We start from the raw sequence: 14,052 nt of genomic DNA on the forward strand, positions 1-14,052 counted from the left end.
CCGACTCACCGGGTCGGGCCCCCGAGATTCCATCACGACGAGTGTCAAAGAGAAAGAGCAGCCTGACCCGGACCGTTTGTGTGATGCGATGTTGCGTCCGAAGAGTTGGACATCGCCGGTCAGTCATCACTGCTCGTATAAGGGCGCTTCTCTTTGAGTCACTCGCTCCGAGCGGTGCCACGGGGTTCCCGCACACACCGATCGGACCGGATCCAGCTTCGATCGCGGCAGCACAGACGATTGCTCGCACAGGAGCCGACGGCAAGGCAAGATGCCGGATTGTGCAGTGTTTGAGACAGCACTCTGTCCGAAAGGATGAGGCGGCTGGCCGAATCGCCAGTTTCGCGAGACGAAAGTACGGACGTGTCGCCAATGCCGCTTAAAAGCGGACTTTAGGCCAATAACTTCGCGTACGCCGGCTTGATCACATCGTTGATGATCGCCAGCCGCTCGTCGTACGGGATGAACGCCGACTTCATCGCGTTGATCGTGAACCACTGCAGTTCACTCCAGCCCCACCCGAAGGCCTCGGCCAGCAGCGCCATCTCGCGCGACATCGACGTACCGCTCATCAGCCGGTTGTCGGTGTTGACCGTGACCCGGAAGCGCAGGTCGTGCAGCAGCCCGATGGGGTGCTCGGCGATCGACGGGGCCGCGCCGGTCTGCACGTTGGACGACGGGCACAGCTCCAGCGGGATCCGCTTGTCCCGCACGTACGACGACAGCCGCCCCAGACTCGTCCCGGTGATGTCGTCCACGATCCGCACGCCGTGGCCCAGCCGGTCGGCGCCGCACCACTGGATCGCCTGCCAGATCGACGGCAGCCCGAAGGCCTCGCCGGCGTGGATGGTGAAGTGGAAGTTCTCCCGCTGGAGGTATTCGAAGGCGTCCAGGTGCCGGGTGGGCGGGAAGCCCGCCTCCGCGCCGGCGATGTCGAAGCCGACCACCCCGGTGTCGCGGTACCGCACCGCCAGCTCGGCGATCTCCTGCGACCGGGCGGCGTGCCGCATCGCGGTCAGCAGCGTGCCGATCCGGATGTGGTGACCCTGGGCGGCCGCCTCGGCGCAACCCTCGCGGAATCCGGCGTGCACCACGTCGACGACCGCGTCCAGGCTCAGGCCGCGCTCCAGGTGCTGCTCCGGGGCGTACCGGATCTCGGCGTAGACGACGCCGTCGGCGGCCAGGTCCAGCGCGCACTCCTTGGCCACCCGGTGCAGGCCTGCCTCGGTCTGCATCACCGCGACGGTGTGCGCGAAGGTCTCCAGGTAGCGTTCCAGCGACCCGGAGTCGGCCGCGGCGACGAACCAGTCCCCCAGCCGGGCCGGGTCGGTCTCGGGCAGGTCGTGCCCGATCTCGGCGGCGAGCTCCACGATCGTGGCGGGCCGCAGCCCACCGTCGAGGTGGTCGTGCAGCAGGGCCTTCGGGGCGTTGACGATGTCGGCGTGGGTGATGGCGACCATCAACAGATGCTAGAGGGAAGCAGCGGATGATCGACGGAGCATTGCCGTACCTGCGCTGCCCGGTGTGCGGCGAAGGGCTGGCCCGGACCGGCGACCAGGCCCTGCGGTGCCGCCAGGGGCACAGCTTCGACATCGCGCGGCAGGGCTACGTGAACCTGACGGCGGGCCGGTCGCCCCATCCGGGCGACTCGGCCGAGATGATCGCGGACCGGGCGGCCTTCCTGGCCGAAGGCCATTACGCCTTCATCGCGGAGGCGCTGGCCGAGACGGTACGGGCGGACGACGGTCTGGTCCTCGACGCGGGTACGGGCACCGGCGACTACCTGGCGCACGTCCTCGACGCTCTGCCGCCCGTCCCGGGACTCGGCCTCGACGTGTCGAAGCCGGCCCTGCGCCGCGCCGCCCGCGCCCATCCCCGGGCCGGCGCCGCCCTGGCCGACCTCTGGCGTCCCCTTCCACTGGCCGACGCCTCGGTCTCGGTCCTGCTGAACGTCTTCGCCCCGCGCAACGGCCCGGAGTTCCACCGGGTCCTGCGCCGCGACGGCATGCTCCTGGTCGTCACCCCGGCCCCGGAGCACCTCCGGGAGCTGGTGACCGCCCACAGCCTGATCCGGGTCGACCCGGCCAAGGCCGACCGGGTGGCGCAGACCTTGGGTCCGAGCTTCCGTGCGGAGGTCACGACCACCCACAGCCGCCGACTCAGCCTGACGGCCACGGAGACCCGGACCCTGATCGGGATGACCCCGAGCGCCCGCCACGTCCCCCTGGACAAGATCAGGGCAGCGGAGCAGACCGTCACCGCGGCGGTGACCCTGACCGTCTACCGGCCGGTGTAGTTCCGCCTAGACGGAGAGGTCGACCTCTTCCCACTCCGGCGGCTCCTCGTGGTACGGCCCCACGAACACCACCCCCCACTCGAGCGCCCACCTGCGCTGCCCGATGGCGTTGCTGTCCATCTCCCCCGGCACCGGCACGCCGGCCTTCTCCGCCTCCTGGAACGCCCAGTCCAGGCAGTAGTAGAGGTCGAGCAACACCGCCGCCTCGATCGGGTCCCGCGGCGCCACCAGCGCCCGCGACCGCCACCGGTCGAACAGCTCCCCGCCGGGCAGGTCCGGCATCTGCTGCATCAGCCTGTCCTCGGGCGGCTCGGTCGGGTCCAGGTGCCGGCTCAGCCCCAGCAGCCAGGCCAACGCGAACACCGCGTCGTGGTGCAGCACGAAGGACCGGTGGTCACCCTTGCCGCCGGCCACGAACTGCCACTCCGGCGGTGTGACGAAGTCCACCAGGTGTGAGCTGAGCAACCAGGTCATCGCCGCCTCGGTGGGCATGCCGAAGCAGCGGGCCACCACCACGTGCAGGACCGCCGCCCGGGCCTCGATCTCGGCCGTCGCGCGCAGCTCCACACCGTCCCCCGGCTCCCAGACCAGCGGGAACGCCGGTGGCGGCAGCGGCAGGCCGAGCCGGTGCAGCTCGTCCAGGCTGGCGTCGCGCACCGCTCGGGGATCGGGGGCGGCCTTCATGACCGATCAGGCTATGCGGTCGATCAGCAGCGGTGCGGGGGCGGGCGCGCCCGGCGCGATCCGGACCGCGCCCTCGGCGGTGGCCAGCGCCGCCGGGATCCGGCCGGCGTCATCGGTACGCAGTTCGAGCAGCACGTCACCGGCCCGTACGGTGTCTCCCGGGCGCACCTTGAGCATGATCCCGGCGCCGAAGCTCACCGGGTCCTCCTTGCGGGCCCGTCCCGCGCCGAGCCGCCAGGCGGCCAGGCCCACGTCCAGCGCGTCGATGCCCGCGACCACACCGTCGGTGCCGGCGCGCAGCACCTCGGTCTCGCGGGCGGTGGGCAGCGCCGCGTCCGGGTCGCCGCCCTGAGCCCGGATCATCGCCCGCCACGAGTCCATCGCCGCGCCGGACCTGAGCACCTCGGCCGGGTCGGTGTCCAGGCCGGCCGCGGCGAGCATCTCCCGGGCCAGCGCCAGGGTCAGCTCCACCACGTCGGCGGGGCCGCCACCGGCCAGCACCTCCAGCGACTCCTGGACCTCGATCGCGTTGCCGACGGCCAGGCCCAGCGGGGTGTTCATGTCGGTCAGCAGGGCGACCGTCCGGACGCCGTGCGCGGTGCCCAGCTCGACCATGGTCCGGGCCAGCTCGCGGGCGGTGTCGACGTCCTTCATGAACGCGCCGGTGCCGACCTTGACGTCGAGCACCAGCGCGCCGGTGCCCTCGGCGATCTTCTTGCTCATGATCGAGCTGGCGATCAGCGGGATGGCCTCGACCGTGCCGGTGACGTCGCGCAGGGCGTACAGCTTGCGGTCGGCGGGGGCGAGCCCGTCGCCGGCCGCGCAGATGACCGCGCCGACGTCCTGCAGCTGGCGGACGAACTCGTCGTTGCTCAGGGCCGCCCGCCAGCCCGGGATCGACTCGAGCTTGTCGAGGGTGCCGCCGGTGTGCCCGAGGCCGCGCCCGGAGAGCTGCGGCACGGCGGCGCCGCAGGCGGCGACCAGCGGGGTCAGCGGCAACGTGATCTTGTCGCCGACGCCGCCGGTGGAGTGCTTGTCGACGGTCGGCCGAGAGACGGCCGACAGGTCCAGGCGCTCGCCGCTGGCGATCATCGCCGCGGTCCAGCGGGCGATCTCCGCGGGGGTCATCCCGCGCAGCAGGATGGCCATGGCGAGCGCGGACATCTGCTCGTCGGCGACGGCGCCCCGGGTGTACGCGTCCACGACCCAGTCGATCGCGGCGTCGGAGAGCACCCCGCCGTCGCGCTTGGTCCGGATGACGTCGACCGCGGCGAACTCGCTCATGGTTGCCCCCACTTGGTTCCGATGCCTTCCGGCGGCTCTCCCTCGCCGGCCCAGGACAGGCCGCCCTCGGCGTCGACGACCACGACCCTGGGGGTACGGGTGAGCCCCCAGGTCACCGCCGCACCGGCGGTCGCGAAGTTCGGCCCCTCCTCGAGGACACCCTTCTCCGCCTCGGCCTCACCGGGACTGCCGGCCGACCGCTCCCAGTAGCCGGTCCACACCTGCTCACCGCCGGAGAGGTCCGGGTGCACGAACACCGTCCCGCGGCCGCGCCACTTGGCCAGCTGGGCGGGCACGGCCGGCACCGCGGACGGCCCCGTGACCTTCTCGATGTCGTCGGGCCCGAACGCGTTCGGCAGCAGCTCCGCCATCCGCAGCGGCCGGGGCAGCGCCTCCACCAGACACTCAGCCCCGCCGTGCTCGTACAGCAGCTGGCGGCAGCGGCCGCACGGCATCAGCGGCAGGCCGTTGGCGTCCACGCACGAGACGGCCACCAGCCGGCCCCCGCCGGTGGCGTGCAGCGAGCTGACCAGGCCGCACTCGGCGCAGAGGCCGACGCCGTACGACGCGTTCTCCACGTTGCAGCCGACCACGACCCGGCCGTCGTCGACGAGCCCGGCCACCCCGACCGGGAAGTCGGAGTACGGGGCGTAGGCGCGGCGCATGGCCTCGATGGCGGCGGCCCGCAACGAGCCCCAGTCGATCTCCATGCCGCCGATTCTGCCCCACCACCGTTCCGGCCGGTCGCGGCTCCCCTGAACGGCCGGTCAGCTCTTGATGTAGGGCTGCCCGTCGGCGGCCGGCGCGCGGACCCGGCCGACCAGTCCGGCCACCGCGATGATGGTCGCCAGGTACGGCAGCATGTTGAGGAACTGGCTCGGCACCGAGCTGCCCGCGACGCTGAGATACGTCGCCAGCTTCTGCGCGAAGCCGAAGAACAGCGCCGCTCCGAGCGCCCCGAACGGCGTCCAGCGACCGAAGATCAGCGCCGCCAGCGCGATGAAGCCGGCGCCCGCCGTCATGTTCTTGTTGAAGCTGCCCGTCGCCACCAGCGTGAAGTAGGCGCCACCGGCACCCGCGATCACGCCGCCCAGCAGCACGTTGAGGTAGCGCAGGCCGCGTACCCGGATGCCGACCGTGTCGGCCGCCGTCGGGTGCTCGCCGACCGCCCGGGTCCGCAGGCCCCAGCGGGTCCGGGTGAGCCCGAAGTGGATCGCGAAGACCAGGATCAGGGCCAGCCAGACCAGCAGGTTGGTGTCGAACAGGACCGGGCCGACGACCGGGATGTCGGCCAGGCCGGGGATGCGCCACTCGGGCATCCGCGGCGGCTGGTTGTACGACTGGGCGTCGGTCTGCATGAGCCGCTCGTAGAGGAAGCCGGTCATGCCCAGCGCCAGCAGGTTGAGCACGATGCCGACCACGACCTGGTCCACCAGGTAGCGGATCGCCAGCACGGCCAGGATCGCCGCGATGAGCACGCCGCCGACCGCCGCGCTGAACAGGCCGGCCCAGACGCTGGTCGCCATCGTGCCGACCAGGGCCGCGCCGAACGCACCCATCAGGAACTGGCCCTCGATGGCCACGTTGACCACGCCGGAGCGTTCACCGAGCACGCCGGCCAGGGCGCCGAGCACCAGCGGGACCGCGAGCTCCAGCGTGCCGCTCGCCGTGTCGACCAGCGGCAGGAACTTGCCCGCCACCTGCCAGCACAGGAACGACAGCACGAAGCCGAGGATGCCCAGGCTCAGCACGGAGGTCTGGTAGCGGCGGGCCAGCCCGGCCAGCAGCACCGCGCCCGCGGCCACCGCGACCAGGCCGAACAGGATCGTGCCGAGCTGGCCGTTGATGGACAGCGCCGCGCCGGCGGCGTCCTCACTGAGGGTGAACCTGGCGGTCTTCGAGGGGGCGAGCGGCCCGAAGATGGCCGTCGCGATCAGGCCGATCAGGACCACACCGACCCCGAGCCGCCGCTGCCGGTCCCAGAACCGGGCCGGGGCCGCGGTCTGTGTCAGGTCCTCCACTGTCGCCGTCGACACCGGGGTCACCAGCCCTTCGCCATCGATGCGCCGAGCCGCGCGGAGCGGGCGGCCCGCAGGTGGAAGATCGCCTTCACCAGGGCCGGAGCGGCGATGAAGATGACGATCAGGGCCTGGAGCACGGTCACGAGCTCCAGGGAGATGCTCGAGAACGACTGCATCCGGTTGCCGCCGGCCCGCAGCGCGCCGAACAGCACCGCGGCGGCCAGCGTGCCCCACGGCCGGTTGCGGCCGAGCAGGGCGACCAGCAGGCCGTCGAAGCCGATGTTGCCGGCCACCTGGGTGGTCAGCGCGTGCGCGGTGCCCAGCACCTGGGTCGCGCCGCCGAGCCCGGCCAGGCCACCGGCGGTGACCATGAGCAGGGTGTACGTGCGCGCGACGCTGATGCCGGCGGTGCGGGCGGCGGCCGGGTTGGCTCCGACCGCGCGCAGCTCGAAGCCGAACGCCGACCGGTTGAGCAGCCAGGCGACCGCCGCGGTGGCCAGCACGGCCAGCACGATGCCCAGGTTGACCCGGACCTCACCGCCGACGGCGGGGAGCTGCGCCGAGGAGTCGACCGGCTCGCTGATCGCGTCGCTGCGCCCGCTCTGCTGGATGCCCTTCTGCAGGATCAGCCAGCTCAGGAACAGGTTGGCGGTGTAGTTCAGCATGATCGTGACGATGACCTCGTGGGCGCCGGTGCGGGCCTTGAGGATGCCCGGCACGAAGCCCCAGAGCGCGCCGCCGAGCAGCCCGGCGACGAGCGCGGCGATCAGGTGGATCACCGGCGGCAGCGGCAGCAGGAAACCGGCCAGCGCGGCGCAGATCGTGCCGACGACCGCCTGGCCCTGGCCGCCGATGTTGAACAGGCCGCCGCGGAACGCCAGCGCCACCGACAGGCCGGTGAACACCAGCGGGGCCGCGTACGTCAGCGTCTCGGAGATCGGGAAGACGACCTGGCGCCAGGTGCCGGTGCCGTTGCTCCAGGCGGTGATCGCGGCCGGGTCGACGATCGCGCCCTTGAACAGGTCCGCGTAGGCGTTGCTGACCACGGTCCAGCTGGCGTTGAGCGCGTCGCCGGGCCGGGCGGTGAAGTACGAGAACGTGTCCAGCACCGCCGGGTCGGACACGATGATCAGGATCGCGCCGATGACCATGGCCATGACGACCGAGAGCACGGTCACGGTGACCGTGTTGGCCGACCACAGGTTGTGCAGGAAGTGGCTCAGGAAGGAGTCGTCGTCGCCCGGCTTCCTGTCCGGGGCGGCGGCCGGCTTGTCCTGCACGCCCGTGGCGACAGCCGGGTCCGCGGCCGGCTCGTCGGCCGGCTTCCGCGGTGCGCCGACCGGTTCGTCGGTGGTCACTTGGTCCCCTTCTCTGCGGCCCCGTCGCCGTCCGCGGCCGGTCCGGTGCCCGGCTCGGTCACCGGAGCGGCCGGCGCCGCGGCCGAGGGGTCCGTGATGCCGGCCATCAGCAGGCCGATCTCCTCGCGGGGCGTGTCCGGCGAGACGATCGCCAGGATCCGCCCCCTGTACATGACGGCGATCCGGTCGGCCAGCGCCGCGACCTCGTCCAGCTCGCTGGAGACCACCAGTACGGCGGTGCCGACGTCCCGCTCGCGCACGACGCGGCCGTGGATGAACTCGATCGAGCCGACGTCCACGCCGCGGGTCGGCTGCGAGGCGATGAACAGCCGCAGCGGCCGGGACAGCTCCCGGGCCACCACGACCTTCTGCTGGTTGCCGCCGGAGAGGGTGCTCACCGCCGCGTCCGGCGAGGACGTACGGATGTCGAACTGCTCGACCCGCTCGCGGGCCGCCGCGGCGACCGCCGCCGGGTTGAGCCGGAAGGCGTTGCCGTACGGCGCCCGGTCGTACTGGTCGAGCACCAGGTTCTCGGCGACGGTGAATTCCTTGACCACGCCGTCGAGACTGCGGTCCTCGGGCACGTAGCCGACGCCGGAGCGCAGGATCTGCTTGGTGGTCATGCCGGTCAGGTCCTCGTTGTCGACCTGGATGGTCCCGGCCCGCGGCTCGCGCAGGCCCATCACGGCCTCCACCAGCTCGGTCTGCCCGTTGCCCTGCACGCCCGCGATGCCGAGCACCTCACCGGCCCGCACGACCAGGTCGACGCCGTCCACCGCACGTACGCCGCGGTCGTCGTCGACGATCAGGCCGGAGATCTTGAGGACCTCCCGGCCGGGCTCGGCGGGGGCCTTGGTGACCTCCAGGTTGACCGCGCGGCCGACCATCAGGGCGGCCAGCTCGTCCTCGGGGGTGTCCGGGGAGGCGGTGCCTACAGTCCGGCCGCGGCGGATCACCGTGATCCGGTCGGCGATCTCCTTGACCTCTTTGAGCTTGTGGGTGATGAAGACGATGGACTTGCCGGCGGTCGCCAGGCTGCGCATGACGGCCAGCAGCTCGCCGGTCTCCTGCGGGGTGAGCACCGCGGTCGGCTCGTCGAGGATCAGCAGGTCGACGTCGCGGGTCAGCGCCTTGACGATCTCGACCCGCTGCTGGGCGCCGACCGGCAGGTTCTCCACCAGGGCGTCCGGGTCGACCGGCAGGCCGTAGCGCTCGGAGACCTCGAGCACCTCGCGCCGGGCCCGGCGCCGGTCCAGGAAGCCGGCCCGCGCCTTCTCCGCGCCGAGGGCGATGTTCTCCGCCACGGTGAAGACCGGTACGAGCATGAAGTGCTGGTGCACCATGCCGATGCCGGCCGCGATGGCGTCGCGGGGGCTGCGGAAGGTCCGCGCCACGCCGTCGACGAGCACCTCGCCCTCGTCGGGCTGGAGCAGCCCGTAGAGCTGGTTCATCAGGGTGGACTTGCCCGCGCCGTTCTCACCGAGCAGGGCGTGCACCTCGCCCGGTTCGACGGTCAGGTCGATGTGGTCGTTGGCCACCAGGTCGCCGAAGCGCTTGGTGATGCCGCGCAGTTCGAGTCTCAGCGGAATCTCCTGCAGACGAGAGGCTGGTGATCAACGGGGGGACGTTAGCAGCCTGAGCAGAGCCGCCGCGCAGGCCGCGGGGGTGGACCCCACGACCGCGCGGCGGCCGGATTGCTAGCTCGTGACCCGGTGGCCCGGGAAACGGATCACTTGGGGGCGTTGGCCGACTCGACCTTGACCGTACCCGCGATGATGTCCGCCTTGAGCTTCTCGACCTCGGACTTGAGGCCGGCGTCGACCTTGCTGTCGAACTGGTTGTACGGCGCGATGGAGACACCGTTGTTCTCCAGCGTGCCGAGGTAGCCCGGGGTCGCCGCGAGCGGCTTGCCGGAGGCGCCGTCCGCGACAGCCGTCTCGACCGCGTCGGTGATGTTCTTGACCACCGTGGTCAGGAAGACGTCGCAGTACTGCTCGGCGCTCTTGCAGCCGTCCTGGTCGACCCAGATGACCGACACCTTGCCGCCGGACGCCTTGGCGACGTCCGCGGTGCCCAGGCCCGTGCCGCCGGCCACCGGCATGATGACGTCGGCGCCCTGCGAGACCTGCGAGTTGGTGATGGTCTTGCCCTTGTTCTGGTCACCGAAGTTCTCGGCGAAGGTGCCGTTCTGCTTCGCCTTGTCCCAGCCGAGCACCTGGACGCTCTTGCTCTTCTGCTTGTTGTAGTACGCCACGCCGTCGGCGAAGCCGTCCATGAAGACGGTGACCGGCGGGATCTTCAGGCCGCCGTAGGTGGCCACCTTGCCGGTCTTGGAGTAGCCCGCCGCGACGTAGCCGGCCAGGAAGGCCGCCTGCTCGGTGGCGAACTGCATCGGGAAGACGTTGGTCGCGCCCGCGATGCTGCTGTCCACAATGCCGAACTGCTGGGTCGGGTTCTCCTTGGCCACCTTCTCGGTGGCGCCGCCCATCAGGCCGCCGACCGAGAGGATGAAGTTGCACTTCTGCGTGACGAACTGCCGCAGGTTGGGCTCGTAGTCGGCCTCGGCCGTCGATGCCACGTACTTCGGGTCGACGCTGCTCTGCGCCTCCTTGGCGGCCTGCAGGCCGGCCCACGCCGAGGCGTTGAACGAGCGGTCGTCGATGCCACCGGTGTCGGTGACCATGCACGCCTTATATGCCGCGGCGGCGCTGCTCGCGCCGCCACTCGGGGTGTCGTCCGGGGCGTCGCCACAGGCAGCGGCGGCGAGCGAGAGCCCACCCGCCGCGAGAATCGCAACGATTCGCTTCCCACGTACTGGGCGCAAGACGCCCTCCTTCCACAGCGCACCGGCACTTCGCGGTGCGTCTCAGGTCGGGAGCGTAGCCGCAGGCCACGGCGGCGTCAGGAAATCGGACCGGACTGTTGGCGCACCGTTATCTGGCCGCGACCGGCCGGGCTCCTGAACGCCGCTTTAGCAAGGCTGGGGCGGGAAATGCCCGGTTGCCCGAGTAACCCGCCGTTAATCTTTCGGCGGCACCGGACCTACGGCCGCGTTTTCTTCGGCGCGTCGCGGCGCGGGGGCCGCCGCGCGCCAGGCCCGGACCCCCAGCACGCCGACCGTCGTGCCGATCACGAGCGACGCGGTGATCAGCAGTGCGTGCACCCAGAGGAACGACGTCGGGCTGCCGCCGGTGAACGACCGGTCGTCGCGGTAGATCGCCAGACCGAACCGGGGCCAGATGAGCCACGTCCAGACACCGACCAGGACCAGGAACGCCGACCACCGTCGCGAGAGCACCACGACACGAGTATGCCCGCCCGGCCGGCGGGCTCCCGGTCAGCCGCCCGCGGTGAGCTTCGCGGCGATGCGGGCGAAGCCGGCGCGGACCTCGGCCTCGGACGGTGGCCGGCCCGGCGTCGTACGCAGCGGTCCCTCGCTGTCCAGGTCGGTCGCGGTGGTGTCGATGTCCTGGCCGGAGCGGGCCAGCTCGATCTCCGCGCGGATCGCGTCGGCGTCGGCCAGCGGCAGCAGCGGTTCGACGACCGCCATCAGGTCCTCGTCGGCCACCACGGCCTGGGCCAGCGCGAGGGCGTGCGGGCGCTCGTACGGTCCGCAGACCAGCGGCTCCCATTCCTCTTCGTCGTCCAGCGCGCCGATGGTGATGATCCAGGGCAGGTTCGCCACCGGCGAGTCAGGCGGCAGGTGCAGTGTCACGAGGGTCCCCACCCGCTCATCATTCCGGGCGGTGGTGCCGAATCCAGGTGTTTTGCCCCACCGGAGCAGTTTTATCGTCAGCTGACAGGTCCACCACGCGACCGTGCGGGCTGGTCGCCGCCCAGGCCGCGCCGAACAGCAGCAACTGGTTGAAGACGTACAGGTAGACCAGCACGCCGACCGCGCTGGCGACCAGGCCGTACGCGGGATTGCGCTCGACCAGGCCGAGCAGCGAGCGGCCCACGGTGTTGAGCAGGGTGATGCCGATGCCGACCTGCAGCACCGGCGGGGCCATCCGGCGCGCGGTCATCCGCAGCCGCGGTACGGCGGCCAGCAGGGCCGCCGCCAGCAGCATGTTGATGCCCAGCGTGAGGATGAGGCTGACCACCGCGCGCAGGAACGACACGTGCCCGCCGGCCAGCCACTCCAGCAGGGACTCCAGGCCGTAGACGGCGAACACGGAGATGCCGAGCAGCAGCAGGATCCCGATCATCACGAGCAGGTCGACGGCCTGGCGGACGCCGATGTAGCCGGGCTGCTCGTTGAGCCGCCAGATCAGCCGCTGCGAGGAGCGGATCGCCTCCACCCAGCCGATGCCGGTGAACACCAGGCCGACGATGCCGACGATGCCGACGGTCCGGCCGCTGGCCACGATCGCCTCGACGTCCAGGAACGGCAGGTTCTCCCCGAGGAAGTCCTGGACGATCTGGAACAGCCCGGTGTTGCTGTTGACCAGGAAGCCGAAGATCGAGTAGCCGATCAGCGCCAGGGCGAAGACCGCGAAGAAGCCGTAGTAGGCGATGGCCGCGGCGAGCCGGCCGCCCAGTACCTCGTCGTAGCGCAGCAACGCACGGCACAGGTGGTCGAAGTACCGCGAGCGGTGCCGCAGGGCCATGATCCGGGACTCGACCGCGGCGTACGCCCGGTCGATGGCGTTCACGCCGCCGACCGTACCCAATGCGGCGGGGTCTGTCCGCGCAGGCCCGGGCGGGTCCTCCGGCGGGCCGGGCTGGTTAACGCAGGCCGCCGAGCGGGTAGTCGCGCCGGCGCTGCCAGGGGCCCTCGCCACCGTGCGAGAAGAGCGTGAAACCGCCGACGTCGAAGCGCGCCGAGAAGCCGGCCAGATCCTCGAAGACCGCGTCGAGCGCGTCGCTCGGCACGTCCTGGGCCACCGTCACGTGCGGGTGGTACGGGAACCGGGTGTCCCGGTTGATCGCCTCCGACGCGGTGATCGCGGCGGCCAGCAGCTCGCACTCGCTGATGCCGACCGCGAGGGTCACGAAGACCACCTCGGTGACCGGCCGGAACGTGCCGGTGCCGCGCAGGTGGATGGTGAACGGCTGCTGGGCCGAGGCGACCGCCTCGAGGTGCTTCTCGACGTCGGCCAACGCCTCGGTGCGGATCTCGGTCGGGCCGAGCAGGGTGACGTGCGCCGGCGTGTACGCCGCCTGCGGATCGCCCGCCGCGCCCCGGCGGCGGGTCAGCTCCGAGCCCCACGGCTCGGGGATGTCGATCGCGACGCCGATGCGCGTCGTGCCCTCGGCCACGCGGGTCAGACCTCGCGCGCCGGGCTGAGGAAACCGAGGTGCTGGTAGGCGTTGGCCAGCGTGACCGCGGAGACCGCCCGGGCCTTGTCGGCGCCGACCGCGAGGACCTTGTCGAGGTAGCCCGGGTCCTCCAGGTAGGTGCGGGTGCGCTCCTGGACCGGCTTGACGAACTCGACGAAGACCTCGGCGAGGTCCTTCTTGAGGTCGCCGTAGCCGCGGCCGTCGTACTCCTCGAGCAGTTCGTCTATGGTCCGCTGGGTCAGCGCCGCGTACATGGTCAGCAGGTTGCTGATGCCGGGCTTGTTCTCCTCGTCGTAGAGGATCTCGCGGCCGGTGTCGGTGACCGCCGACTTGATCTTCTTGGCCGACCGGGCGGGCTCTTCGAGCAGCTCGAGGATGCCGTTGGGCGACGACGCGGACTTCGACATCTTCGCGGTCGGGTCCTGCAAGTCGGTGATCTTGGCGGTGTCGCGCACGATGTACGCCGCCGGCACGGTGAAGGTCGGGCCGAACCGGGTGTTGAACCGCTGGGCCAGGTCGCGGGTGAGCTCGAGGTGCTGGCGCTGGTCCTCGCCCACCGGCACGGCGTCGGCCTGGTAGAGCAGGATGTCCGCGGCCTGCAGGATCGGGTAGGTGAACAGCCCGACGCTGGTGGTGTCCGAGCCCTGCTTGGCCGACTTGTCCTTGAACTGGACCATCCGGCCGGCCTCGCCGAAGCCGGTGATGCAGCTCAGCACCCAGGCGAGCTGCGCGTGCTCGGGGACGTGCGACTGCACGAAGAGGGTGCAGCGCTCCGGGTCCAGGCCCAGGGCGAGCAGCTGCGCGACCGACAGACGGGTGCGGTTGCGCAGGGCCACCGGGTCGTGCCCCATGGTGATCGCGTGCAGGTCCACGACGCAGTAGAAGGCGTCGGCGGTCTCCTGCATGGCCACCCAGTTACGGACCGCGCCGAGGTAGTTGCCGAGGTGGAAGGAATCGGCAGTCGGCTGGATGCCGGAGAGCACCCGGGGACGGTGGTCGGCGTCGGACATGAGCGCCATTGTGTCAGCTTCGCGGGGCTTTCCGTCAAACGCCCGGCACCGGATTGTCTGATGTTTGAACGTGTTGACTTATGAGCGTTCTTGGTGGAAAGCTATTCTGGAGACAG

At 71.1% G+C, this 14,052-nt stretch carries 14 protein-coding genes; 1 reads left to right on the forward strand and 13 read right to left on the reverse strand.

What is annotated here, in order from left to right; all coding sequences use genetic code 11:
• Window positions 1-392 precede the first annotated feature (392 nt).
• A complete protein-coding gene (locus ACQP2Y_RS43175; RefSeq protein ID WP_433722243.1) occupies window positions 393-1,460 on the reverse strand; it encodes an adenosine deaminase in 1,068 nt (355 codons plus the stop codon).
• A 26-nt stretch (window positions 1,461-1,486) separates the two neighbouring features.
• Here ACQP2Y_RS43175 and ACQP2Y_RS43180 point away from each other — a divergent pair, with 26 nt between their 5' ends.
• Complete coding sequence (locus ACQP2Y_RS43180) at window positions 1,487-2,296, forward strand: putative RNA methyltransferase (protein ID WP_433722245.1); 810 nt, start codon at window positions 1,487-1,489, stop codon at window positions 2,294-2,296.
• Window positions 2,297-2,302: 6 nt separating this feature from the next.
• Here ACQP2Y_RS43180 and ACQP2Y_RS43185 read toward each other — a convergent pair whose 3' ends face one another.
• The 12 genes from ACQP2Y_RS43185 to trpS all read right to left on the reverse strand — a co-directional run bounded on the left by ACQP2Y_RS43185 (window position 2,303) and on the right by trpS (window position 13,936).
• On the reverse strand, window positions 2,303-2,980 hold the full coding sequence (locus ACQP2Y_RS43185; protein WP_433722247.1) for a DUF4272 domain-containing protein: 678 nt from the start codon (window positions 2,978-2,980) through the stop codon (window positions 2,303-2,305).
• A 6-nt stretch (window positions 2,981-2,986) separates the two neighbouring features.
• Window positions 2,987-4,264, reverse strand: coding sequence for a thymidine phosphorylase (locus ACQP2Y_RS43190; RefSeq protein ID WP_433722249.1), 1,278 nt, complete (start codon window positions 4,262-4,264; stop codon window positions 2,987-2,989).
• On the reverse strand, window positions 4,261-4,974 hold the full coding sequence (locus tag ACQP2Y_RS43195; protein ID WP_433722251.1) for a cytidine deaminase: 714 nt from the start codon (window positions 4,972-4,974) through the stop codon (window positions 4,261-4,263). The genes ACQP2Y_RS43190 and ACQP2Y_RS43195 overlap by 4 nt, the downstream gene beginning before the upstream one ends.
• A gap of 57 nt (window positions 4,975-5,031) precedes the next feature.
• Window positions 5,032-6,300 carry an ABC transporter permease gene (locus tag ACQP2Y_RS43200; RefSeq protein WP_433722253.1) on the reverse strand — a complete coding sequence of 423 codons (1,269 nt, stop codon included), beginning with the start codon at window positions 6,298-6,300 and terminating at the stop codon, window positions 5,032-5,034.
• Window positions 6,301-6,305: 5 nt separating this feature from the next.
• Entirely contained in the window at window positions 6,306-7,508 is a 1,203-nt protein-coding gene (locus ACQP2Y_RS43205) for an ABC transporter permease (protein WP_433732324.1), read from the reverse strand.
• Window positions 7,509-7,639: 131 nt separating this feature from the next.
• Entirely contained in the window at window positions 7,640-9,181 is a 1,542-nt protein-coding gene (locus ACQP2Y_RS43210) for an ABC transporter ATP-binding protein (protein ID WP_433722255.1), read from the reverse strand.
• A gap of 191 nt (window positions 9,182-9,372) precedes the next feature.
• The gene (locus ACQP2Y_RS43215) at window positions 9,373-10,467 is read right to left on the reverse strand and encodes a BMP family lipoprotein (protein WP_433722257.1); all 1,095 of its coding nucleotides are present in this window, start codon (window positions 10,465-10,467) and stop codon (window positions 9,373-9,375) included.
• Window positions 10,468-10,662: 195 nt separating this feature from the next.
• On the reverse strand, window positions 10,663-10,944 hold the full coding sequence (locus tag ACQP2Y_RS43220; RefSeq protein WP_433722259.1) for an SCO4848 family membrane protein: 282 nt from the start codon (window positions 10,942-10,944) through the stop codon (window positions 10,663-10,665).
• 36 nt (window positions 10,945-10,980) lie between these two features.
• Window positions 10,981-11,370 (reverse strand): hypothetical protein, encoded by a 390-nt coding sequence (locus ACQP2Y_RS43225; protein WP_433722261.1) that lies wholly within the window; start codon window positions 11,368-11,370, stop codon window positions 10,981-10,983.
• A 7-nt stretch (window positions 11,371-11,377) separates the two neighbouring features.
• Complete coding sequence (locus tag ACQP2Y_RS43230) at window positions 11,378-12,298, reverse strand: YihY/virulence factor BrkB family protein (protein ID WP_433722263.1); 921 nt, start codon at window positions 12,296-12,298, stop codon at window positions 11,378-11,380.
• Between the two features lie 73 nt (window positions 12,299-12,371).
• Window positions 12,372-12,914, reverse strand: coding sequence for a 2'-5' RNA ligase family protein (locus ACQP2Y_RS43235; protein WP_433732327.1), 543 nt, complete (start codon window positions 12,912-12,914; stop codon window positions 12,372-12,374).
• Entirely contained in the window at window positions 12,911-13,936 is a 1,026-nt protein-coding gene (gene trpS / locus ACQP2Y_RS43240; protein WP_433722265.1) for a tryptophan--tRNA ligase, read from the reverse strand. The genes ACQP2Y_RS43235 and trpS overlap by 4 nt, the downstream gene beginning before the upstream one ends.
• Window positions 13,937-14,052: the final 116 nt, after the last annotated feature.

It is taken from the genome of Actinoplanes sp. CA-051413, assembly GCF_050955795.1.
GTDB lineage: Bacteria > Actinomycetota > Actinomycetes > Mycobacteriales > Micromonosporaceae > Actinoplanes.

Excerpts from the sequence above, each read along its gene's own strand:
- ACQP2Y_RS43175 (WP_433722243.1), bottom strand. The coding sequence starts at position 1,460 with ATGGTCGCCATCACCCACGCCGACATCGTCAACGCCCCGAAGGCCCTG.
- ACQP2Y_RS43180 (WP_433722245.1), top strand. The coding sequence starts at position 1,487 with ATGATCGACGGAGCATTGCCGTACCTGCGCTGCCCGGTGTGCGGCGAA.
- ACQP2Y_RS43185 (WP_433722247.1), bottom strand. The coding sequence starts at position 2,980 with ATGAAGGCCGCCCCCGATCCCCGAGCGGTGCGCGACGCCAGCCTGGAC.
- ACQP2Y_RS43190 (WP_433722249.1), bottom strand. The coding sequence starts at position 4,264 with ATGAGCGAGTTCGCCGCGGTCGACGTCATCCGGACCAAGCGCGACGGC.
- ACQP2Y_RS43195 (WP_433722251.1), bottom strand. The coding sequence starts at position 4,974 with ATGGAGATCGACTGGGGCTCGTTGCGGGCCGCCGCCATCGAGGCCATG.
- trpS (WP_433722265.1), bottom strand. The coding sequence starts at position 13,936 with ATGTCCGACGCCGACCACCGTCCCCGGGTGCTCTCCGGCATCCAGCCG.